This is a genomic window from Mucilaginibacter sp. (genome assembly GCF_965277465.1).
Lineage (GTDB): Bacteria > Bacteroidota > Bacteroidia > Sphingobacteriales > Sphingobacteriaceae > Mucilaginibacter.
Genome location: NZ_CBDICW010000001.1, coordinates 2,371,538 through 2,395,985, shown reverse-complemented (window position 1 = coordinate 2,395,985; position 24,448 = coordinate 2,371,538). Strand labels below are relative to the sequence as shown.

Below are 24,448 nucleotides of genomic sequence, written 5' to 3'. Positions count from 1 at the left end.
AAAAAATTCTGCTATCAATCATCATACTGCAATGAAGAAATTAAGTTTGCTTATTATAGGCCTGGCTGCTGTTATTAGTTTAAAAGCACAGATAAAAGGCGACAATAAGGTTTTTTGGAAAGAAAGCTTCAGCAATAATAAATTACCTACCGGGTGGAAAAATGTGGACATGAGCAATACCAACAGCGTGGAGTGGCTGGTAACAGATCAGCCCTATCCCGGTTCGTATCAATACCAGCAGCAGGCGCCGCCTATAGCTTCAAAAAGCCGTGGTTACTATCTCCAATTTCAACCCGGTTATATGGTTGATGAGGATCAGAACAGCTGGATAAAAAAGAAACAATATCCCGATGCATGGGTACAAACCGCAGAGATTGATTGCTCAAGCAGGGCATCGGTTATTTTAAGATTTCAGCAAACGTTCCGTTATAATGCAGATCATGCCGCTGCGGGCGCAGGTTTATATGCTGGCATCAGTACAGATGGCAAAACATGGACAGATTTTGATGTAAAGAACAACATCCCGCAGGCTACAGATATGTTTAACCCTATAGCGCAGGAGCTAAATATTAGTAAAATTGCAGCTAATCAGCCAAAAGTATACCTCCGCTTTTACTGGAAAGGCTATTATAGCTGGTACTGGATGATTGATGATATTGAACTGGCCGAAGGTTTTCAAAAAGATATTGCCGCTACCCGCATTACCTCAAACAACGAACAGGGCAATACTTTTACCCAACATGATACCATTGCCTTTAACATAAAAAACAGCGGGATCAGCACCATTAAGCAGGATTTCAAAGCCACTTGCCTGGTTGACAATAAGCAATTGCTTAGTACCACCATTTACGCAAGCAAAAAGAATATATTACCCGGCGAAGAGATCAATGTTAAATTTCCACCGGCAGACCTTTCTCAAAGGCCATCGCACACATTTGATATCAGCACCAAACTTGATGGGGATGAGAACCCCGGTAATGATCATTTAAAGATCAAGGTAACTGCTAATGAATCATACTTGGGCAATGTGACCGGTTTTACAGCCTCCAGGAATGAATTTGAAATAGCCGCGGGCCTGTCAAAAGTTAAGGTAATATTTTATACCGATGATATTTTCAGGATCTGGCTTGCACCCGACGGCGAGTTTACCAACCCCGCCGCTAATGATATTGTAGAAAATTATACCGTTAAAAATCCGATCGTTAGCAGCATCGATAAGGGTGCTTATTACCTGATTAAAAGTGCTGTTTGCGCACTAAGGGTATACAAGCAGCCTATGCGTTTTGCTATGTATAACGCAGCCAACACCCAAAAAATATGGGAAGAAAGTAAACCCTTAAGCTTTGGCGCTAAAACAACGCAGGCCATGACCCGGCAGTCAAACGAATATTTTTATGGCTGCGGCATGCAAAATGGCTATTTTTCGCACAGGGGTAATGATATATTGATTGAAAAAGGCAACGGGTGGGACGATGGCGGCAGGGCTAATCCGGCGCCATTCTACATGTCTACCGCTGGTTATGGGGTATTCAGGAACACTTTTGATGTGGGCGTGTATTCATTCAAAGATTCATTAAAATTCAGCCACAACGAAGATCGTTTTGATGCCTTTTATTTCTACGGACCATCCCTAAAGAAAATATTAGATGGCTATACGCAAATCACAGGCCGCCCTTTCCTGATGCCACGCTGGGCATTAAGCATGGGCGATGCCAATTGTTATAACAAGCCTAACCGTAAAAAGCAACCGCAAACTACCCCGGCAGTAATATCAACCGTTGCCGATAAATATGTAGAGAATGATATACCCCGCGGCTGGATCCTACCAAACGATGGTTATGGATGCGGCTATGTAAAGCTGGATTCGGTAGTTAAGGAGCTGGCCAAACGTGGCTTTAAAACCGGCCTGTGGACAGAGAACGGCGTTGATAAAATTGCTACCGAAGTTGGCCAGTACTGCACACGCTTATGTAAACTGGATGTGGCATGGGTTGGCCCCGGCTATAAATTTGCCCTTGATGCCTGCAAGGCTGCTTATAACGGTATTGAGCACAACAGCAATGCGCGTGGTTTTGTGTGGAGCGTAATGGGCTGGGCCGGTACTCAAAAGTACTCTACTGTTTGGAGTGGCGATCAGAAAGGTAACTGGGAATATATCCGTTTCCACATCCCAACGGTAATAGGCTCGGGCTTATCGGCGCAAAATGCAGCCACTGGTGATGTTGACGGTATTTTTGGCGGAAGCGATTCTACCTATACCCGTGATCTGCAATGGAAATGCTTTACCCCTGTTTTTATGGTGATGAGCGGCTGGGCCAAAAAAGATAAACAGCCCTATGTTTACGGCGAGCCTTATACTTCCATCAACAGGAAATACCTGCAACTTAAAATGCAGCTCACCCCATACATGTACACCTATTGCGAACAGGCCCATGAATTGGGTGTGCCGGCATCGCGCGCAATGGTGCTGGAGTATCCAACAGACCAGGTTACTATGGGCAAACAAACCCAATACCAGTTTATGAACGGCGAATGGCTTTTGGTTGCCCCGGTTTATAAAAGCGAAGCCAAAAGAGATAGCATATACCTGCCAAAAGGCACCTGGTACGATTACTGGAACGGCAAAGCTTATACCGGCAGCACCTGGCTAAACAATTACCCTGCGCCATTGGACAAACTGCCCCTATTTGTTAAAGCAGGTGCAATTATCCCCATGTACCCAAAAATGAATTACGATGGTGAAAAAAGAGTTGATAGCCTGACAATAGACATCTATCCTTACAAAAACTCCTCGTTCAATTTATATGAAGATGATGGTATAACCCGCGATCACCGGAATGGGGCTTTTGCCAAAACATTGATTGAGGTAAAGGCTGATAAAACGGTGCAGGTTAATATCAATGCGGCTGTGGGTAACTATAATGGCAAATACCTGCAAAGGGTTTACCTGCTAAATATCCATGCACGTAATGCGCCTAAAAAGATTACGGTCAATAACAAAAACATGAGGATCTATACTTCGGCTGCTGCATTTAACAAAGCCCAAACAGGTGGTTATTTTGATGCCAGTGATAAAAATGGCAAGCTCCACATAAAAACGGATTATTTAAAAACGGACAAAGCGCAGTTAGTAACTATTTATTGATCATATATTTTGCCATTCGTAACAATAGGGAGAAACCATTATGCTGTATAAAAGCTACATATGGCTCTTCCCTATAGTTAAATAGAAAAAATCCTGCTTTACACGCTATAAATTTAGCGCAGCAGCATCACAGCATCGGCTAATGATTTTCAAAACACTTAAACCCACAGGCAAAATATATGTTTAACTAAGGTGCGGATGTTATAAAATATGATCATCTTTAATTTATCAGATTTTTTATTGATTTAGCCAGAAGATTAAAACCATCGCGATAAACATATATATGAACACAAATACAGATCAGGATAAACCCAAAAGTACAGGGTTAGCATTATCGGGCGGTGGCGTAAGGGGTGTATCTCATTTGGGGGTAATGCAGGCCCTTGTAGATCATGGCATTGAGTTTTCGCACATATCGGGCACCAGTGCCGGGGCAATTGCAGCAGCCTTTTTTGCAGAAGGTTATTCCCCAAAAGAGATTTTACAAATGATAAAAGACGCGCGCCTGCTTAAACTATTGCGCCCCGCAATTGGCAGCACCGGTTTAATCTCCATTTTAAACGTGCGCTTTTTGATCGAAAAATATATTCCGCATAATTCCTTTCAAAAGCTTAAAACACGTATCACCGTTGCATCGGTTGATTTAGGTGAGGCAAAACTGGTTTATTTTACCGATGGTGATTTAGACATGGCTATTTTAGCTTCCTGCTGTTTGCCGGGGCTTTTTAAGCCTATTGTAATCAATAACCACATGTATGTAGATGGTGGGATCCTCAATAACTTCCCGGTTGAGCCATTGGTGGGAAACTGCGACCTGATCATTGGTTCGTCATGCAATCATTTACCGGCAGTTACCGAGATCAAATCATTTGCCAATATGGTTGACAGAGCCGCTATGATTGCCATTAACTCCAGCCTTAACACCCATAAAAATCTGTGCGATATTGTAATTGAGCCACATGGCTTAGGTGCTTATGGCATATTTAATACCGATGCCGCCGAAGAGATTTATATGATTGGTTATGAAGAAGGACTGAGAACCATAAACGGTAACGAAAAGCTGCATGCTATTGCCCAGCATCATAAAACCAAAAACCTGGTTAAAAACTAAGCACTGTATTTCCAAAAAAAAAATAAAGGTTTTTAAACCCGGCTGATTATCCTTTAGGATAACAAAACCGGTTAAAAACCTTTAAGATGTGATTTATTCTGTTCTGCTTATTTTAATTCCTGTAAGCGGGCATAAATTTCAATCATGGCAGCCTGGTCTATCAGGCTTCTTTCAGGTTTTGTGCCCAGCATATTGTTAGCATCGCGTTCGGTATTCCAAATGGCATCGGCATCCTCCTGGTAAAAGTTAACCCAATCTTTATTACCATCAACCTTATATAATTCCTGGTAGCCGCGCAGCATTACGGCATTAAACCAATATCCGCCCGGTAAGCGTCCTTTCTTGAAAAAATATTTACGGCCCGCTTTGGCAATTCCCTCTGCTACACCAAGGTACTTATGATCTTTTGTGATGTGATACAGCAAAACATTTGATTGCAGCATGGTACCTAAATTATAAGTGATCTTAGCCTTCCCTATCTTTAAATCTCTTAACCTGATATTATCATAATAAATACTATCCGGTGCTTGCAGCGTTTTGTTTACCCACTTATATACATCTAATGCGGTATTTAAATAAGCTTTGTTATGGGTGATATTGTATAACTGCAGCAGCACCAAAATACCGGGACCGTTAGAGCAGGTATTTTTACTTGATTTATCACCTTCGTTCCAATAAAAACCGCCGCCTGCAACGGTATCTAGCCCGCCAAGCATATAGCGGCATATCATTTCTGATTTTTCAAGATACCTTTTTTTATGATTACGGTTATAGGCATCTAAATAGGCTATAGCCACCCATTGGTTATCGTCATAAAAGCGACTGTCGGGTTTTTCTTTTGTTACGCTTGCCTGGTAACCGGCAAAGGGTAGTTTATCAGTATAATACTGATCAATCGCCTTTTCAACAGGCTGCATATAATCTTTTGATGGATCTATTACTTCCATTTCATTGGCAGCCTGTATGTAGGCACACAAGGGCCACAGGTACGAATGTTTATTTTCGTTTTTTGCTTTATCCGATGTTTCATAATACAAGCCTTCAGTACTATCGCGCAGCTTATTGTTTATTTGCTGATAAAGTAGCTTGATACGGGTATTATAGCTGGGCAATTGCGCTTTAACATAATTAACAGCCAGTGCAATAAACGCAAGGCTCAGTAATATATAGCGGTTGTTTTTCATAGGTTTTAGCTTTATAAATTTTTTTTATGCCAGCAGATGAGGTTTGGTTTTATAGATCTCCCATAAAAACTCGCCAAACAGGGTATTGGCCCAGGCAAACCACTTGCGGGTAAAGTTTGCCGCATCGTTTTTGTTAAAGGATTCGTGCATGAAACCTGTACCTGCATTGCTGTTTTTGAGCATGGTGATACATTGCTTTATTTCATCGTCATTATTACTGGTAAGGCCACGAATAATGATACCTAAAGGCCATATCATATCCTTACCTGCATGCGGCCCTCCTATCCCCTCGCCTGCTTTGCCTTTAAAAAAGAAAGGGTTATTTAACGATAACAGCATTTTACGCGTGTTTTGATAAACCGGGTCGGTGTTTGAAATCGCATTCAGGTATGGCAAGCCAAGCAGACTGGGTACATTGGCATCATCCATTAAATTATAGCTACCATAGCCGTTTACCTCATAAGCATATATTTTACCATACTGGCTATGATCAATAACGGCATGTATTTTAAGCGCAGCCTCAACCTCGGCGGCGAGTGCGCTGAGCGAAGCTGCAGTTGCGGTATCACCAACAATTTTATCCATCATTTCGGCAGCCTGTTTAAGGCTAACCACAGCGAAAAAGTTTGAAGGGATCAAAAACGAATAAATAGTTGCATCGTCGCTTGGCCTGAAGGCTGAGCAAATTAGTCCTACCGGTTTTACCGGGTAGCCATAACCATTCATAGCAACTCCATCCGTAGCCCACGAGGTATTCCGCTGAAAATGGTAAGGCCCGTCGTTTTCCTTGCGCTGCTGGTCTTTAAAAGTTTTTAAAGTAAGCTTTATGGCCTGGGCCCATTTTGCATCAAAAGGTTTAGTATCGCCGGTTAATTTCCAGTATTGATGGGCAAGCCTGATAGGATAGCAAAGGGAATCAATTTCCCACTTACGCTCATGTATGCCGGGCTGCATATCGGTAACATCATGCGCCCATTCGCCTACTTTATTAGGGTCGTTATAAAAAGCGTTGGCATAAGGATCTTTCAAAATGCAACCTGCCTGGTGATTTATTACACCGGCAATTAGTTGCCTGAGCTGTTCGTCCTTTTTAATAAAGCTTAAATACGGCCAAACCTGCGCGCTGCTGTCGCGCAGCCACATGGCGTCAATATCGCCTGTAATAACATAAGTGTCCGGCTTTGCATCTTTCAGCATGTAGGTAACAGTGGTATCCAATGTATTGGGGAAACAGTTACCAAATAACCAACCCAGTTCATTATCCTTAACTGCCGATTGAAACTGGGTTATTGCTTCCTCAATAGATTTACTGCTGAATTTCCGTTTATCTGCAGAAACTCTTACTTCGGGAAATGCTGAATTGCCAAATGCCGGGAATTTAGCAAGCATAAAGCCTGCTCCAATTACTGCTGTATTTTCTACAAATCTGCGTCTGTTCATTTATAATATCAGGTGTTTATATCAATCAAAAAATACAAGCATTATGCGCTTATTATTGGATTTTTGCTTCGGCTTTTAACTTTGCTGCTGCTTCAATCATCATCATACCGCTCAACTGCGTGGTAAGATCTGTACTGCCTGTTGGCTGCATGCTCCAGTCAGGGCTGATCATCATCGATGGCCTGGCTATTCCCTTTGCATAAAGCGACTGTGCATTTTTCTGTAAAAAGTTGGCATACTTGGTTCTGTCGGCAGCATCCAGATCAGGCAATTCAATCAACAGCGTCATGTAACGCACGGCAACTCCTTTAAATAAACCACCATCGCCCTGGCCTTCACTTTTAAGTATGCCATTTGAGGTAAGGTTAGGATCTACAATTAAATTATTTGCTGTGCGGATAGCATCCTGAAGATATACCGGATCTTTAGTGATATTGTAAAGCTCAACCGCCGAACCGATAAATAAGCCCTGGTTATAAGTAAATACCCAGTTATCAACCTGCCCGTCCTGGTTGCGGTTAATTCCATCAAGTACCTCGCCCGATGTTGCATTAACCAAATTGGTTTTCATCCAGCTGTACAAGTTTTTAGCCAAAGTAAGGTCTGCAGCATTGCCTTGCAGCTCATAAAATCTGCTGGCTAAAATAGTAGCGTTGCCGGTTGAGGGTATATTTTTATAATACAGCTGCGTACGTTGCCATGCAATGCCGCCGCCAGCTATGGTGTTTGATCCACCTTTTATTTCGGTATAAAGTATTTGGGCTACATTAAGGTAGTCCGCATCTTTGGTTATGTTATAGTCTCTTAAACTTGCATTAGCCAGCCAGCCCATATCATCATAAAACTCGTTTGGATATGCCCCGCCATTGGTTGTTTTAATACCATTAAGCAATGCTTTCATCCGTTGCGAATAAACGGTGTTGCTGCTTCTCACAAAACCATCTGTCAGCACATCAAGCATGTGGGCATTTGGCCAGTAATTAAAAGTATTGTTACCGCTGTTGTTCTGGATAAAGTAATTACGATCTGCCGAAATAAAGGCAACGTAAGTACTGCTCTGTAATGAATCGGCAAGGAGCGCGTAATTATAAGTTACGGGCGTTACCGGTGTAACCGGAGTTACAGGTGTAACTGTAGTTTCGCTCTTTTTTGAGCATGAGCAAAAAATCAATCCGGCAAATAACAATTGCGCCGAATAATTAAACCATTTATTTTTCATAGTGTAGGTATTTAAATAAATGGGCTACAGCAAATAGCCGTAGCCCATTTAAAGTTTATTTTGCTGTAATTGAATTGGTATAGTTGCTTAAAGCAGGGCTATAGTTCACATTAACATTTACATTTTTATTATTATCGCTCGGGTCAATTTTAAAGCAATAATTAAACTGCGAATTATCAACCGGGTACATGTAATAATAAGATAGAGGGGTACTGCTGCTTGGATCCTGGTTATCAGAATTCACACTGCCATACCATTCAACCGATTGTGTGCCGGCAGAGTTGATTACCGTAAACTGGTATTTGTAGCGGCTGTCGTTACCATAGGATTCGTGCGGAATAATCAGTGGATAGTTGTCCATTTCCCACTGGCTGTTGCCTATGTAAGGCAGTGTAAACCAAATTTTACCATCAGGTGCAGACCAAAAGCCTACCGATACAATCTGGGTAATAGTTGCAGCTGCCGAATTAAGATCGATTGAAATGCGGTAAACATTTTTATTACCGCTTACTGTTGTACTGCCGTTTAATACCACATTGGCATTATTTTGTATAGAATACATCGTTGGCGTACCACTATTTTTATCAACCAAAGTATAACTACCTGCTTGTAAAGATGTGTAAAGCTCAAAAACACCATCAGATATTTTTTTGAAAGCTATAGCCTTGGTAACATCTGTTCCCTGCTCGGTAGCAGTACCGGTAAGGTAAAGCGAAGCCGGAAGCACAGCAAATCCCGCAGGCCTTGTAAGCTGAATAATATGACTTGCAGTGCTCACTTTGTTGTTGGTTACTTTTGAAACTATAACCGCCCATTTAAGTGAACCAGTGCTTGATGATGCTATGCCCGCCAATGATGCAATGGTGTTTAACACCTTTTGGGTAATTGTTGCCTGCGGCTGGATACCCGCACCATCAGAAAGTACTTTATAAACCGGCTTGCTGAAATCGCCGCCTGGTTTATCAAAGGCTACCTCGTACAATACCAAGTCCTGGGTTGTGCTTGGCGTCCATTGAAATACAATACTGTTGCCTGTTGCAGGCTGTAGTGTTAAACTTGCCTGGTCGGCAGGTAAACTAAGGGCAGTAACCGGGGCAACTGATGTATCAAGTGCCCGTTGATCTTTTTTACACGAAGTAAATGCAATTATGGCTATCATAACCATAAAGCTCAATTTTATAATTGTCTTCATTTGATTTATATTTTTAGGTTATGAATTAATAGCCAGGGTTTTGAGTAAGATTTTTATCCAGATTTAATTCGGAAGCCGGGATAGGCCACAAATAATTTTTGGCTGGATCAAACTTGCGTAACTGAACCCTTATATAACCATTATCAACCGTTGGATCGCTAAATTTAGCGCCATGTGCATAACCGTTAAGTACTACCTCAGATAGTTTATACCTGCGGATATCTTCAGTTCTGATACCTTCCATTGCTAACTCAACCCTGCGCTCTCTCCTGATGATATTGGTCATATCAGCATTACCAGGGTAGCTCAAAGCATTAGGATCAGTAAAACCTGCACGCTGCCTTAATAGCATAATGGTTTTGCTCCATACATCGGCATTCATTTGCCCCAGGCTGTTCTGAGCTTCGGCATAATCCAATAAAACTTCTGCCCATCTTATCAGCTGTAAATTAAGGCCCGATACAAAGCCCGGCAGGTGATTAGGATCGAAGTATTTTTTCCAGTAGTAACCTGAAGCTGAAACGGCTTCATTACCTGCTGCATACTCATTTAAAGGCGGCCTGTTAGGGTCTGAACCTGGTTTTATATAAATGATCTGTGTTGAACCATCCGGATTAGGAAATTTGTATTGATCATAAACTATGGTTGCAGTAAGCCTTGGATCGCGGTTTACGTAAGGATTATTTTCATTATAACCCGAAGTAGGATCGGTAATAGGCTTACCGTTGGTCATAATATAATCGTTCACTAACTCCTGTGTTGGGGCCAGGCTGTTTACACGGGCTCCTGTTGATATAGGTGCAAAATCAAAATCATCAGACCATGTTCTGCCAGTTGTGCCAGATACATACTGCAAAGCAAGCATGGTTTCGGTATTGGTTTTATTAAGCGTTGCATTGCTGAACAAACCTCCGTAATCACTTGCTAAGGCATAATTGCCATAAGTAGCCGGGTTGTTCATCAGTTTTTGGCAAATGGTTACCACATCGGCCATGCGGTTGCCTTCGTATAACAATACGCGGGCCTCTAATGCAAGGGCAGCACCGTTGGTAATACGGCCATTTGATGAGGCAGGGTACTGATCTTTTGATGGCAATATAGCGGCACAGGCCTCTAACTCCGATGTAATGAAGTTTAGTACGGTAGTGCGCGGACTACGGGCAATTACCTTAGCCTGGTCTGGTGAAATAACGGTGGTTATAAGCGGTACATCGCCCCACCATTTCATTAAATTAAAGTAGTGCCATGCTCTGATAAAGCGCATTTCGCCTTTCATACCAGCAATAGTGGCTGTTCCAAGTGTTTTATTTTGATCAACGTTGGCTAAAAACAAATTACATGAATTTATGCCCGAGTAATAATAGGTCCAATCGCCCAAAAATTTGGCTGTTGATGCATTAAAACTACCGCTTGCTATAGGATCATTATTGCTGTATGCATTGTCAGACATATCATCATTAAAAAAATAAAGATTGCTGTTATACATTAAGCTGTAATTATTATTTAATGCATTATTAACGTTTACACTGGTAGTCCAGAAATCTAAATTGGTAAACTTATTGGTAGGTGTAAGGTCAAGCTTTTTACAACTGCTGGCAGCCATTATAGCCAGCATTGCAATGAATAATTTTTTAAAATACTTCATGGTATATATTTTTTTAATTATTAAAATGTTACGTCTAAGCCCATACCATAAAAAATAGGTAATGGATAAGAACGGCCGCTGTTTGATGATGTACCAATGCCTGTGTTATTATCAAATTCTGATGTTTCAGGATCTATAAATTTCAGCTTCGTTAGCGTGTATAAATTTTGACCGATCACTGAAACTCTTAGTCTTTCAATACCGGCTTTCTTGGTCATGCTTTTAGGGAATGTGTAACCGATATTAACATTTTTTAAACGTGCATAAGCAGCGTTGAAACTGTATATATCTGAACCATCGCGCCAGTTGTTGGTATTTGAATCAGACCCGATAGCTGCCAGTCTTGGATATTTTGCACCCGGGTTTGAAGGGGTCCAGAAATCTGTTTGATTTTGGAACAGGGTGTTACCATAATTGTAGTGGAAAGGTTCAACCTCTTCACCCCTTATAAACTCAGTACGTTTACCAACGCCCTGGATAAATAACGACATGTCGAATCCTTTAACAGCAATTCGGTAAGTAAAACCAAATGTGAATTTTGGGAAAGGGTTACCAAGTGCAACCATATCTTTCTGATCTATAACCCCATCGTGGTTTTGATCAACATATTTCAAATCGCCCGGCGCTAAAGTAAGCCCGGCCGGTTTTGCTGAACTTTGAACTTCGGCTGCAGACTGGAATATGCCAGCTACCTTATAGCCATAATACTGGGTTACCGGGCCGCCTACTTGTCTTAGTAATGAATACTCGCCCAGGTTATTGATCTGCTGGGTAGCACCATAGCTAAAAGCCAAAAGTTTGTTGCTGTTATTGGCTATGTTAAAGCTAAAGTTTTGTGTTACACCACTGGTTCTTAATGTATAGGCTACCGAAGCTTCCCATCCTTTATTTTGAACCTTTGAGATATTATAATCAGGGAAACCGGCACCAAAAAGCGCAGGAACATCAGAACGTGCTGCTAAAATATCGCTGGTAGTTTTATTAAAATAATCTAACGATACGTTTAGGTTATTATTTAAAAAGGCTGCATCCATACCAATGTTTAAAGTAGCTGCTCTTTCCCAGGTTAAATCAGGATTACCCAATGCATAACCGGCACCGCCAACTACTGCATTATTAAAGCCATAAGCATTTTGGTAAGGGAAATAAGTGGTTTGGTACTGATAAGCATTTACGTTTTGGTTACCCAATACACCGTACGATGCTCTGAATTTTAACGTATTAAGCACATTTTTTAAAGGCTTCATGAAAGACTCTTCGGATGCTAACCATGAACCTGCAATTGACGGGAAGAAACCCCATCTGTGGCCGGCAGCAAATTTTGATGATCCGTCTTCCCTGAAATCGCCTTCTAAAAAGTAACGATCTTTATAAGAGTAGTTTAAACGGCCAAAAAATGAATCAAGGCTTGTTTCTGAGGTAGCGTTATTGCTGTTGTATGAGTTATTGGCATCAAGCGTGGTACCTGTTGTAGGTATGCCTAATTGGGCATCGGTATACAACTCCTGTAGCTGAAAACCGTGTGAGCTGTACGACTCGTTAGATACCCCTAACAATACTTTAAACTTATGCTCTTTGATCTGTTTGTTGTACTCAACAAATAACTGCGAGTTTAACAAAAGTTGTTTGGAGCTGTTATCAAAAACGGAGCGGTCATCGCCATAAACACCTGTAGGTACATCGTTAACCTGTATGCGCCTAAAAAAGTCGCTGTTATCAGTAACTGTACCACCTACTATACCGGTTAACTTTAAATCTTTAGTGATTTTTAACTGGCCATTTAATGTACCAAAAAACTCATCGTTATTGCTTAAGCTGTAACCACCCTGTTTTAGTGCACCTAATACGTTATATTGTGATGATACCGGATTGGTAAGGAAATTACCGTTTGCATCCTGGAAGTTGTAATTGTAAGGAACACGGTCGGCATCAGCAAAAATATTATTATCGCCAATGCTGTTGGTTTTGTTTTGTGTTTTATCATAGCTCAATATCAGGTTAACCCTTAGCTTACCAATTATTGAAGTTTGATTCATGCGCAGGTTATATTTCTGATAGCCATAGTTTGAACCCGAACCGCCGTTACCTACTATATTACTACCTTGATTTTGGTATCCGCCAGAGATAAAATAAGAGTTGGTTTCGCCACCACCGCTGATAGCTACGTTTTCAGATTGTAAGGGCGCATTTCTTAAAACATGCTGTACATCCCAGGTACCGTTGCCCTGTGCCTGTAATTGCTGGATCTGCTCTGGTGTGTAAGCCGGTGGTAAACCTGAGTTTACCAATGATTCGTTTTTATAATAAGCATTATCCCATGAGTTAACTTTTTGCAAAAGCACATCAGCATGCTGAACGCCGTAGCTGCCATTAAAAGTTACCGTTGGCTTCTGGTTTATCTTTCCGCTTTTGGTGGTTACCAAAATAACGCCGTTTGCCGCACGTGAACCGTAAATAGCTGCCGAACCTGCATCTTTCAAAATAGATACACTGGCAATATCATTAGGGTTTATGGTGTTTATGTTACCCCCAACAATGCCATCAATTACCACCAATGGTGTATTATCACCAGTTGTACCTACACCGCGGATGTTGATATTAACACCACTACCCGGATCAAGGCTGGTTTGCTGAATAATTAAATTGGGCGATTCGCCTTGTAAAGCCTGCAAAGCATTCAATACCGGCTTTTCGCCAATATCTTTTGAGTTTATCTGGTTTACTGCTCCCGTTAATGAAATTTTTGTTTGTGTGCCGTAACCCACAACAACTACTTCGTTAAGGGTAGTATTATTTTCTTTTAGTTTTATGCTGATGGATGTTTTATCGGCAACCGGAATTTGCTGGGTTATAAAACCTATAAAACTATACTCAAGCACGGCATTATTATCAGTTACCGAAATGCTGTAGTTTCCGTTAGCATCAGTAACCACCGCATTATTGGTGTTTTTTTCCTTTACAACCACACCCGGTAAAACCACCCCGGCACTATCGGTTACAGTTCCGGTAATTGATCTTTTTATGATCACACCATCTATCGGTTTTTTGGTGATCAGGATGGTTGTGTTCTCAATAGAGTATACCAATGGCTGATTAGCAAAGCAAACGTCGAGCGCTTGTTTTAGCGTGGTGCCATCTAAATCTAAGGTAACTGGTTTGGCCAGCCTTAAATCCTCTGCATTATATAAAAAATCATAGCTTGTTTGAGCCTGTATCTTTCCAAAAATCTCTTTAAGGGTAATTTTCTTACCTTTTAAAGTAACCTTTTGTGCATATGTTGCCGCAGATACCTGTAGGAAGGTTGCTGTGAGCAAAATAAGAGTTAGTTTCATGATGAGCAAGGGTTTATAAATGCGGCAAGGTTGCTTACTGCAAATAAAATCAGTAAAAATTTTATACATTTGAATGTTAGGTTAGTGAAATAATTGTATTAGCTGCAATTGGTTTTGATTATCTGACAGGCCTTTGGGCTTATAGCCAGGGGCGGTACGAACGCTCCTGGTTAATTTTTTTTTCAGATAACCGTTATTGAGTGTATTGAATTACGCCATAACAGTGATCCTCCTTCCTGAAACTTTAAAGTGAATTTTTCCGATCTTCTCCAGGTGATGTAATAACTCGGTGATACTTTTTGACCTGTGGAAGGTTCCGCCGAAATTTTGATCGGGTATGGTACCTTTGTATTCAACATCAACATCATACCAGCGCGAAATCTTTTTCATGATGCCGGTAATGTTATCATCATTAAATATAAAATAGCCGTTTTTCCAGGCCATAGCATCATCAATATTGGCTTCGGATACGGCAATATTATCAGACTTATAATTTATTACCGCCTGTTGCCCCGGCGATAGTAATGACTGTGCTTTATTTTTGGTGATCTGTACCGATCCTTCTAAGAGTGTAGTGGTAATTTCAGCGTCATCGCTGTATGCGGCAATGTTAAAGTGGGTACCTAATACCTTTACTTCAACATCATTGTTCATTTTTACATAAAATGGCTTGCTTTTATTTTTTGCCACTTCAAAATAGGCTTCGCCGGTTAGTTTAACACGGCGCTCGTTACCAACAAAAGCAACCGGGTAGGTTATTGATGATGCGGCATTTAACCAAACTTTGGTTCCATCAGGTAAAACTACCTGGTACTCTCCTCCTTTAGGGGTGCTTAGTGTGTTATAGCTTACTTCGTCGGCAGCATCGTTTGCAGTGGCCCCTGTATTGTATATAATTTGGCCGTTATGGGTCTTAAGCACATTACTTGTACCTGTTTTGGCCAATAAGCCATTGGCCGCACTATCAAGTACAATTGTTTTGCCATTGCCCATTGTTAAAATTGCCTTTTGGCCGCCGGGAACTATAACGGTAGCTTTTTGTTTAGCAATTAACTTATTGGTGCTTTTTAATGAATTTGTGTTGTAAACTGTAAGCAATCCCCCCGTAACAAAAACCAAAACCGCAGCCGCTACCTGTAACCAGCGCTTTTGATAAAACTTAATAACCTTAGGCTCGCTTACTACATGATCAGCAGCAACTTTTGCAAATCGTGGATCAGCCTGAATGCGGTTTAATACTTCGTTAGATTGTTTTGCACTAAATGCAGGGCCTTCGTCCAAACTAAAAAAATCTTCATCAACTATATCTGCAATTTCATCAGGATCGGTATTACTTAAGTAACTTAATAATTCGTTACAATCAGTACTGCTGATGGTATTATTCAGATACTGTCGTAATAAACGACGCAGCGTTGCTTTTTTCATGTTCGTAAATTGGTTTATAATTAGCCGGGGATGGCTTGCTTATAATTACAGAACACCAAACAGGGATGGTAGGACTACCTGGAAATAAAAAAAATATTAATGCAGTAAAAATAACAGCGTGATGTAGATAAAATCGGCATATTTAAGGTGGGCCCTTAATGTTTTTAATGCCTCTATCATGTGGTTTTTCACCGTGTTTGGTGATATGTTTTGCTGCTCGGCAATCTCTTTATAGGTAAGGCCCTCCATACGGCTTAGCCTGAAGACAAGCTTTTGCTGCCTTGGCAGCTTATCAATAATTTTATCAGCATACTGCTCAAGGTCGCGTACAAACACTTCCTCTTCGGTTATGTTGTGCTCTTCGGCCATGTAATGCAGCAGTTTTTCGGTCAGATTGGTTGATTTGCAAATTTGCCTCAATGCATTCAATGATAAACGTTTGGCTATAACAAACAGGTATAACCATATATTTCCTTCAGGATCAAGTTTTTCACGGCTCAGCCAAAATTTTATAAAAGTTTCCTGAACTATCTCCTCGCTCTGTTCCTTATCTTTTAAAAACCTGAATGCGAGGCGATAAACCTTTTCACTATACAGTTCATATATCATGGTGAAAACAGACTCATTGCCTGCAATCAATTCATGAATGCTGTTACTGTCAATAAATTTGTCGTTCACCTTTGTAAAGTAATTATAATTGGTGCGTTAAATTTAACAAGTATTATTTTGTTTAAAGAAATAATTTTATTGAAATAATACACTAAGCCCCTAATCATAAAGAATATATGCCCCAGCGCATTGCATTCGCATTTTTTTTAAATTACTACCGCCGATGATTTTGGATATTGGCAAGCCACAGTAAGTTTATATATTTGGCTGATGGTAAAAAGGTGCATTTGCTTATTAGCAGCCTGTTTGTTTTTAACAAGCGGAGTGCTATTACCCTTAGGTGATTTCTCGCTAATGAGGGATTTGCCGGGGATGTACCGTAACTATATCAAAATCACCTCTGACGAAGAAGCCGGGGTAATTGATTTTATTGGCGATTACCTGCTTCATGGTAAAGAGATCTTCGGTAACAACGAACACGATAAGGTACCGGCTAAAGGGAACGAGGTGCAGTTTCAGCACCAGGCAAACCAGTTAAATGTAGTTTTTTTGAAATTACCCATTACCATCAATGTACCCAATGAGATAAATATTACCTATCCCCTGTTTAATAAACAATCCAAAACCTCTGGTTATCTGAATGAATTATTCAGGCCCCCGCTCGCCTGATACTTTTCTCCAAATTTTATTCATTTATTTTTTAACCAGCCTGCCATAACTATTTAATGCTTGGTAAGGTGCATTACCGTTTCTGTGAAAAAAAGTTTCATACTTATCTCCTATATACTATTATCCCATTGCTTAATAGCACAAAACACGTTTAAAGCAAGGGTAACTAACGATCAAACAAAAACAGCACTCAAGGGTGCAACCGCCACCATAGCTGATTTGAAATTAACAGTAAGTGCTGATACCGGCGGATTTATAATTATTCATAATATTCCCAATGGAAAGTTTAAAATTGAGATCACTTATGTAGGTTTTGCCGCAAGCGATAAGGTATATACCTTCCCCTTAAAAAATCCCGGGCAGTTTTTTGATGAAAGCCTTGAACCATCAGCTGGCGAACTTGCCGAAGTTACCATACAAACCACCCGTACCAACCAAAACCTGCGGGATATTCCTACCCGGATTGAAGCATTACCATACGAAGAACTGGATGAAAAAAGCACCATGCGGCCCGGTGATATTAAAATGCTGTTGGGCGAAACCACGGGCATCCATGTTCAGCAAACCTCTGCGGTAAGTGCAAACGCCAGCTTCCGGATCCAGGGTTTGGATAGCCGTTACACACAGTTGTTGCAGGATGGGATGCCGCTTTACGCTGGCTTTTCAGGTAATTTAAGTCTGTTACAGATCAGTCCGCTTGATTTAAAACAGGTGGAGTTTATCAAAGGATCAGCCTCAACACTGTATGGCGGTGGGGCAATTGCCGGCTTAGTGAACCTGATTAGCAAAGTGCCTGAAAAAACGCCCGAACTTACACTGCTATTAAATGGAACAAGCGCCAAAGGAGCAGATGCAAGCCTGTTTTACAGCCAAAAATGGGAACACATTGGTACCACCATTTTTGGATCATATAATTATAATGGGGCCTTTGATCCAGCAAACACCGGGTTTACGGCTATTCCTCAAACTAACCGCTTTACCATAAACCCCAGGGTGTTTTTTTATATTGACGATCATAATTCTGCATGGTTTGGGGTAAATACTACCTATGAGAATCGGTATGGTGGCGACACCAGGGTTATAAGCGACAAAGCTGACAGCCTGCATCAATATTTTGAACGCAATAAAACCTTTCGCTTTTCTACTCAATTATCAATCACCCATAAAATTGATGCCGAAAGCAGTTTTAATTTCAAAAATACTATAGGCTATTTTGACCGGCAATTGGCTGAGCCGGGGTTTGATTTTAAAGGCAGGCAGCTCTCTTCTTTTAGCGAAGTTAATTATGTAAAAAGAGGTGATAAGGCTTCGTGGGTTGCCGGAGCCAACCTGATTACTGACAATTTCACAGCCCGGCCACCGCAAAACAATTTAAACTACACGCTTACTACCGTTGGTGCTTTTGTACAAAACACTTACAAAGCAACCAAATGGTTCTCGTTAGAAAGTGGCCTTCGCCTGGATAAAAACACACCCGCTCCTGATAAACCGGCTAACGGGCTATTCTTTTTACCACGGTTAAACGCTTTGTTTAAAATAAACGATCATTTTACAAGCCGTATAGGCGGCGGTTTAGGTTACAAAATGCCAACCCTGTTTAATGACCAAAGTGAACAGGACGGGTACCAAAATATCAAACCCTTAAACGTGGGCAGTACACAAGCCGAGCAATCCTATGGGGCAAATGCTGATGTTAATTACAGAAGTAAACTTGGTGATGAGGCCTTTATAAATATAAATCAACTGTTTTTTTATACCTACGTTAACCGGCCATTGATTTTACAAAATAATGCTTTTATAAATGCACCCGGCCATTTAACTACCCAGGGTACAGAAACCAATATTAAACTGGTAATGGATGAACTTGTGTTTTACTTTGGATATACTTATACCGATAGCAAACAGCATTTTAACGGGATAACCAATGCACAACCATTAACACCTAAAAACCAAATTAGCTTTGATGCCACTTACGAAATTGAAGGTAGTTTCCGATTTGGGGCAGAGAGTTTTTATACCGGATCGCAATTATTAAATAATGGCACTACAGGAAGAGGCTTTGTAACTTTTGGCCTGCTGGTGCAAAAAATGTGGAAACGCATAGATATTTTTATTAATGTAGAAAACCTGACCGATCAGCGGCAAACCCGTTGGGGTAATATTTATACCGGCAGTATTGCAAGGCCTGATTTTAAAGACATATATGCACCCTTAGATGGCGTAGTTGTAAATGCAGGTATCAGGTTTAAACTTTTAAATTAGCGGATTAAAAGTTATTTGTTTAGCGGGTGTTTAAAATCTCTGTGTTTCTTTCTGTTCTTTGCGGTTATATTCAGTACTAAGTTTACAAAGGTTAAGATACAGAGCGCACATAAAAAACCATTATTTGGCGGCTTTTAATGAAAATGGCTTTTGATTCTGAATTTAAAAACAGCCGTACATTTTATGATATGTACGGCTGTTTTATATTAAAATCGTCTGCCTATAATTATTTTTACAATTGCTTTTTCGGTACCGCTGGTAAAACCATAGCCAATACCGCCGTTAAACTCCCAATCAGGGTCGGTATTTAAATCGGTGGCTATAAAAAGCTGCTGCATCTCCTTTTGGAATGCATCGTAATGAAAAAATGGCCCGGTGCTGCCGTAATATTCAAGCCCTAAAGCCACTACCTTGCTAATATCATAGCTCCCTTTTACATTGGGCGAAAATATAAACCCCTTGTTTTGATCAGGGCCGGCAAAGCTTTTATCAAGCGTTGGGTTTACTGATACATAGACCCTGTTCCATCTTTTATCAACAATAGGCCTGATTTCCAGCGTGCTGGTATTGGCCGAAAAGGCCTTTTTCTGATAGCCAAACTCGGTTGATATACTAACACCAACCGGCCATTTCCAGGCTAAGGGTGCCGCAAACCTTGGGCGTATATGTGAGCCAACGTATGCCGTACGCCCCTCGCTCCCAATCGAATTAAAGAAATAAAACCCTGTTTCAAACCAAGGTGTCCAGCCGTGTGTAATTTCAATGGTTTCATGCACCTCATGGTTATCGGGCAGTTCACCATCCACCTTTGTTTTAAAGCCATTAACGGTATAGTTGCTGTGCAGCTCAACCATGGTGCGGCCCGGATCAACCGTTTCTGATCCGTAAACCTGTATTTCGTAATTATCCTGTGCCTTTGCTGTGTTCAGCAAAAAAACGAGGAAAATAAATGCGTATAAAATTTTCACTGCTTAATAGGGGGTTTTTAATTATTCTTTTCCGCCATTTATCATGTCAGAAACAATTCCGGCGCCATCTTTTCTTTCGGCCAAGAATACGCCTGCTAAATGCACCGCAATAAATGCCAGCACCAAATACATACAAAAACCATGTACTTGCTTAACACTGTGCCTGATTGCTTTAAAAGGAGCCATCGCATCTTCAAAAGCTAAAAACAAGCCGGTAATAACCATCACTAATAAAAGTAAATAGAATAAGGCATATATGGTTTTTACCGTAAACTCATGCCTGGCAATCCTGTTGTTTTTTATGGTTTTAAAGTTGTGGTATTTGCTTTTTATGATGCTGATAAACTTCTGATCGGCCAATTGAAAAAATTCAAGTATGAGCCTGAACAGAAAAAGTGCGGCCAATGCATAACCGAAGTAAATATGTATATCCCAAACACTATCACTTAATGAATGTGCCGCAGAGCGGGCCTGGTCTGCATTTATAGTAGCGCCAGAATCTTTCAGATCGCTCTGTATCAATATAGCGGTTGAATGGTCATCAGTAATAGTAGCGTTGATGAGCACCGTTATTAACGATCCGCTGATAATGATCAGATTAAGCCAGTGCCATAAACGTAATGGAGCTGAGTATTTTTTATTTTTTGCAGGATGCCGTAAATCCTTTTTAACCGGTTCAATAATTGCCATATATTTTGTTTTAACTTGCTATTCCACCAAGGTAAATGCCTAAAAGAAAAACTATCCCTCCGCCTACTATTACCTGCAATATTGTTTTAAGCAAAGGTGTTTCCATAAATCGGTAACGAATAAAGGCAATAAGCAATAATTCGCACACAACTACAATATAAGCAAAATGTAATGCGGTATGTAAATCACTTATTAAAAAAGGTAATGTATGCAACATGCCACCCAATGCTGTTGCAAAAGCTGTAATAGCTCCCCTAACAATGGGACTTCCACGTCCGGTAACAGTTCCGTCGTCTGATAATGCTTCGGCAAGGCCCATGCTTATGCCTGCACCCAGTGAGGCGGCAAGACCTACATAAAATGCCTTTATGGGCTCCCCGGTTAAACCCGCCGTGGCAAATATCGGCGCCAGTGTTGAAACTGAGCCATCCATTAAGCCCAGCAACCCCGGTTGTACCTTTTGAATTACAAATGTAGCTGTTTCTTTTTTTGTCATTTTAAAATAGATAGTTGATTTTACTAAACTAAAGCGCTAATTTGAAGCAATTCTGTAGTTATTAGCAAAATGAGGTTTTAACTTCAGAATTGCTCCAACATCCTGTATTATGTTTGATAAAAAGACCAATTGAAAATACTGATCATTGAAGATGAAAAGGCGCTTCTTGAAAATATAAGTAACTATTTTAACGAAGATGGCAATATTTGTGAAAGCTGCCAGTCGTTAAATAGTGCTATTGAAAAGCTGTCGAACTATGAATACGATTGTATTTTACTTGATATTGGTTTGCCCGATGGCGAAGGCTTTGAAATATTAGATTACCTTAAGGATAAACAAAGAAATGAAGCTGTATTAATTATATCGGCCAGAAACTCGTTAGATGATAAAATTAATGGGCTGAATATTGGTGCCGACGATTATTTAACCAAGCCGTTTCACCTTGCCGAACTTAAAGCCCGCGTAGTTGCCACTTACCGCCGCAAAACATTTAACAGTAACAATAAGCTTATATTTAACGAGATAAGGATTGACCTTTCGGGCAGAACGGTGGAGATTAATAACATACCCATTGTTTTAACCCGAAAAGAGTACGATATGCTTTTGTATTTTATTGCTAACAAAGGAAAAGTGATTTCAAAAAATGCCATAGCAGAGCATTTATGGGGAGATGAAATGGATATGCACGATAATTTTGACTTTATTTACACCCACATCAAAAACCTGCGTAAAAAACTTTTGGATGCTAAATGTGACGACTATTTAAAGTCAATATATGGCATCGGTTATAAATTTATGGGGTAATGAAACTATCTGCACATTATAATAAAGTAAGTATTTCGATTTCGGTGGTTGTTTTATGTGCCGGCGCCCTGATCTATTATTTTGCCATTCATAAAATTGCACGCAATCAACTGGATACCGAGCTTTCGGAAGAGTTTGCTGAAAGATTAGATTACCTGAACCGCTACAACAAAATACCAAAAAAGGATTTTGATGAAAATATAACCGAGTTTAAAAAGGTGGGTAATATAAACTACCCAACCAGGTTTTTTGATACGGTTTACTATGATCAGAGAGAAAAAACATACGAAAATGGCAGGGCAGTTACCGGGCTGGTAAAAGTTAATAATGATACTTATATAGCCATAGTAACCGAATCATACGATAGTATTAATGGCCTTACACAGCTTATTACTTTAATAACGCTGGCTTTAATGGTGTTTTTGTTACTGATACTTTTTATAACCAATAAATATGTGCTTAATGGATTGTGGAAGCCATTTTACACCACACTGCACCAACTGAATGAATTCACTTTGTCTGACGTTAAGGCTTTTTATTTAAAAGATAGCAAGGTTGATGAGTTTAATGAATTGAACAAGGCGGTTCAAAAAATGGCATCAAGGGTAAAAAAGGATTATCAGCACCTGAAACATTTTACCGAAAATGCATCCCACGAGATGATGACCCCTCTGGCGGTAATAACCTCAAAGCTGGATACATTGATCCAGGATGAAACTTTAAAAGCCGACCAGTTTGAACAGATAAACGATATTTATTCGGCAACGGGAAAACTATCAAGGTTAAACCAGTCGTTATTGCTGCTGGTAAAAATAGAGAATAACCTGATTGATGATGCCGAAACCTTAAACATGCAAATATTGATTCAGCAAAAGCTGCGTCAGTTCCAGGAGTTAATATCAACCCGGTGTATTACAATTTCTGATATATTGACAGAAAAAGAACTTTTTGTAAGCAAAACACTGATTGATATACTGCTGAATAACCTTTTCAGCAATGCCATAAGGCATAATATTGATGGTGGTAAAATTAACATTCAGTTAACCAGCGAAAAGCTAATTTTTCAAAATACGGGGATCGATCTGGCAATGGATAAAGATACCATGTTTGAAAGATTTAAAAAGGGCAATAAATCAGAAGGCACGGGCTTAGGTTTAACCATTGCCGAAAATATATGTCAGCTTTATAATTGGAAGATTGATTACCAGCACACCAATTCAATGCATATTTTTACCATAGTTTTTAATTAATCCACCATAGGCAGGCTGTATACCGTAACCTGCTTTAGCTTTGTAAAACACGGTTTTATATTGTGCTAATCTTCAAAACAGAAAATTTGAAAGCCCTTAATAATCGAATTACTGCTATATAAAATCACAAAAAAAGGCCTCGTAATTATTTGGTTTTATTGAATAAAAAAAGCGTTTGTACCAATGGACAAGCGCTTTTTATTGGCATGTGTCCGCTACTTTGTTAATGCTTAACATGGAGCAATGATTAAACAGGTATTATAAAAATTGTATATTTTTCTGGAAGTCATCAAAAACAAGTTTTAATTAATTTATAGCTAAAATTACACTAAGTGAAATTATTTTTCTTATAAATCACAAAAAAGAAGAAAAATGGAACAACAATTGTATTTACCAAAATATTAAACAACCATTTAAAATCTACCAAAATGACAACGAAACCAAAAAAATCAAACAAAGCGGTAAACCGCACACCCGAAGCAGAAAGTGCCTTAAAGGAATTATTTATTGACGAATTAAAAGACATTTATTGGGCAGAACAGCATTTGGCCAAAGCATTGCCAAAAATGATAAAAGGTGCTACGTCAGATGATTTAAAACAAACCATTACCGATCACCTTGAGCAAACTAAAAATCACGTAACCCGCTTAGAAAGCGCTTTTGAATCCATTGGCGAAAAAGCTAAAGCCGTTAAATGCCTGGCTATGGAAGGCTTATTGAAAGAAGCTGACGAGCTTTTGTCTGAAACTGATAAAGGAACCGAAGTACGCGACGTAGCGATCATTTCTGCCGCCCAAAAGGTTGAGCATTATGAAATTGCATCGTACGGTACTTTAAAAACATTGGCTACCACCTTGGGCTACAGCGAAGCTGCAAGTCTGTTAGCTGAAACTCTTGAAGAAGAAAAAACAGCCGATTCATTATTAACAGAAGTAGCTGAAAACTATGTAAATGAAGCTGCACTGGCAGAATAAACGTAAACCTGCATTTAATGGTTTAATTAAGTT

18 protein-coding genes are annotated in these 24,448 nt (G+C 40.0%); 7 read left to right on the top strand and 11 right to left on the bottom strand.

The genetic code is table 11. The features are described 5' to 3' along the window. The first annotated feature begins 31 nt into the window (after positions 1-31). Together ACQY4U_RS10770 and ACQY4U_RS10765 are read left to right on the top strand one after the other, a co-directional pair. On the top strand, positions 32-3,145 hold the full coding sequence (locus ACQY4U_RS10770) for a TIM-barrel domain-containing protein (RefSeq protein WP_428329411.1): 3,114 nt from the start codon (positions 32-34) through the stop codon (positions 3,143-3,145). A gap of 283 nt (positions 3,146-3,428) precedes the next feature. Further along, positions 3,429-4,256 carry a patatin-like phospholipase family protein gene (locus ACQY4U_RS10765; protein WP_428329410.1) on the top strand — a complete coding sequence of 276 codons (828 nt, stop codon included), beginning with the start codon at positions 3,429-3,431 and terminating at the stop codon, positions 4,254-4,256. A 107-nt stretch (positions 4,257-4,363) separates the two neighbouring features. Here the strand turns inward: ACQY4U_RS10765 and ACQY4U_RS10760 are convergent, their stop codons facing one another. The 8 genes from ACQY4U_RS10760 to ACQY4U_RS10725 form a co-directional block, all read right to left on the bottom strand. Beyond that, entirely contained in the window at positions 4,364-5,440 is a 1,077-nt protein-coding gene (locus tag ACQY4U_RS10760) for a glycoside hydrolase family 76 protein (protein WP_428329409.1), read from the bottom strand. A gap of 24 nt (positions 5,441-5,464) precedes the next feature. Continuing rightward, entirely contained in the window at positions 5,465-6,880 is a 1,416-nt protein-coding gene (locus ACQY4U_RS10755; RefSeq protein WP_428329408.1) for a glycoside hydrolase family 125 protein, read from the bottom strand. 52 nt (positions 6,881-6,932) lie between these two features. Beyond that, positions 6,933-8,099 (bottom strand): glycoside hydrolase family 76 protein, encoded by a 1,167-nt coding sequence (locus ACQY4U_RS10750; protein WP_428329407.1) that lies wholly within the window; start codon positions 8,097-8,099, stop codon positions 6,933-6,935. A 55-nt stretch (positions 8,100-8,154) separates the two neighbouring features. Beyond that, positions 8,155-9,291 (bottom strand): SusE domain-containing protein, encoded by a 1,137-nt coding sequence (locus tag ACQY4U_RS10745; RefSeq protein ID WP_428329406.1) that lies wholly within the window; start codon positions 9,289-9,291, stop codon positions 8,155-8,157. A 25-nt stretch (positions 9,292-9,316) separates the two neighbouring features. Next, positions 9,317-10,936, bottom strand: coding sequence for a RagB/SusD family nutrient uptake outer membrane protein (locus ACQY4U_RS10740; RefSeq protein ID WP_428329405.1), 1,620 nt, complete (start codon positions 10,934-10,936; stop codon positions 9,317-9,319). A gap of 20 nt (positions 10,937-10,956) precedes the next feature. Then, positions 10,957-14,268, bottom strand: coding sequence for a TonB-dependent receptor (locus ACQY4U_RS10735; RefSeq protein ID WP_428329404.1), 3,312 nt, complete (start codon positions 14,266-14,268; stop codon positions 10,957-10,959). 210 nt (positions 14,269-14,478) lie between these two features. Next, entirely contained in the window at positions 14,479-15,693 is a 1,215-nt protein-coding gene (locus ACQY4U_RS10730; protein WP_428329403.1) for a FecR family protein, read from the bottom strand. A gap of 96 nt (positions 15,694-15,789) precedes the next feature. Continuing rightward, positions 15,790-16,371, bottom strand: a complete 582-nt coding sequence (locus ACQY4U_RS10725; RefSeq protein ID WP_428329402.1) for an RNA polymerase sigma factor — start codon at positions 16,369-16,371, stop codon at positions 15,790-15,792. Positions 16,372-16,572: 201 nt separating this feature from the next. On the opposite strand from ACQY4U_RS10725, the gene ACQY4U_RS10720 reads away from it, so the two are divergent. Together ACQY4U_RS10720 and ACQY4U_RS10715 are read left to right on the top strand one after the other, a co-directional pair. Next, complete coding sequence (locus tag ACQY4U_RS10720) at positions 16,573-16,971, top strand: hypothetical protein (RefSeq protein ID WP_428329401.1); 399 nt, start codon at positions 16,573-16,575, stop codon at positions 16,969-16,971. Between the two features lie 84 nt (positions 16,972-17,055). After that, on the top strand, positions 17,056-19,233 hold the full coding sequence (locus ACQY4U_RS10715) for a TonB-dependent receptor (RefSeq protein ID WP_428329400.1): 2,178 nt from the start codon (positions 17,056-17,058) through the stop codon (positions 19,231-19,233). Between the two features lie 206 nt (positions 19,234-19,439). Here ACQY4U_RS10715 and ACQY4U_RS10710 read toward each other — a convergent pair whose 3' ends face one another. From ACQY4U_RS10710 to ACQY4U_RS10700, 3 genes are read right to left on the bottom strand one after another with little or no spacing between them, the layout of a single operon-like run. After that, on the bottom strand, positions 19,440-20,201 hold the full coding sequence (locus ACQY4U_RS10710) for a hypothetical protein (protein WP_428329399.1): 762 nt from the start codon (positions 20,199-20,201) through the stop codon (positions 19,440-19,442). A gap of 21 nt (positions 20,202-20,222) precedes the next feature. Continuing rightward, a complete protein-coding gene (locus ACQY4U_RS10705) occupies positions 20,223-20,891 on the bottom strand; it encodes a cytochrome b/b6 domain-containing protein (protein WP_428329398.1) in 669 nt (222 codons plus the stop codon). A gap of 10 nt (positions 20,892-20,901) precedes the next feature. Continuing rightward, positions 20,902-21,387, bottom strand: coding sequence for a hypothetical protein (locus tag ACQY4U_RS10700; RefSeq protein WP_428329397.1), 486 nt, complete (start codon positions 21,385-21,387; stop codon positions 20,902-20,904). A 129-nt stretch (positions 21,388-21,516) separates the two neighbouring features. Between ACQY4U_RS10700 and ACQY4U_RS10695 the strand changes: the two genes are divergently transcribed. From ACQY4U_RS10695 to ACQY4U_RS10685, 3 genes are all read left to right on the top strand, one after another. Continuing rightward, the gene (locus ACQY4U_RS10695) at positions 21,517-22,191 is read left to right on the top strand and encodes a response regulator transcription factor (RefSeq protein WP_428329396.1); all 675 of its coding nucleotides are present in this window, start codon (positions 21,517-21,519) and stop codon (positions 22,189-22,191) included. Further along, positions 22,191-23,441, top strand: coding sequence for a sensor histidine kinase (locus ACQY4U_RS10690; RefSeq protein ID WP_428329395.1), 1,251 nt, complete (start codon positions 22,191-22,193; stop codon positions 23,439-23,441). Before ACQY4U_RS10695 ends, ACQY4U_RS10690 begins: the two co-directional genes overlap by 1 nt. Positions 23,442-23,869: 428 nt before the next feature. Continuing rightward, positions 23,870-24,415: a ferritin-like domain-containing protein gene (locus ACQY4U_RS10685; RefSeq protein ID WP_428329394.1), complete on the top strand. Its 546-nt coding sequence runs from the start codon at positions 23,870-23,872 to the stop codon at positions 24,413-24,415. The last annotated feature ends 33 nt before the right edge of the window (positions 24,416-24,448 follow it).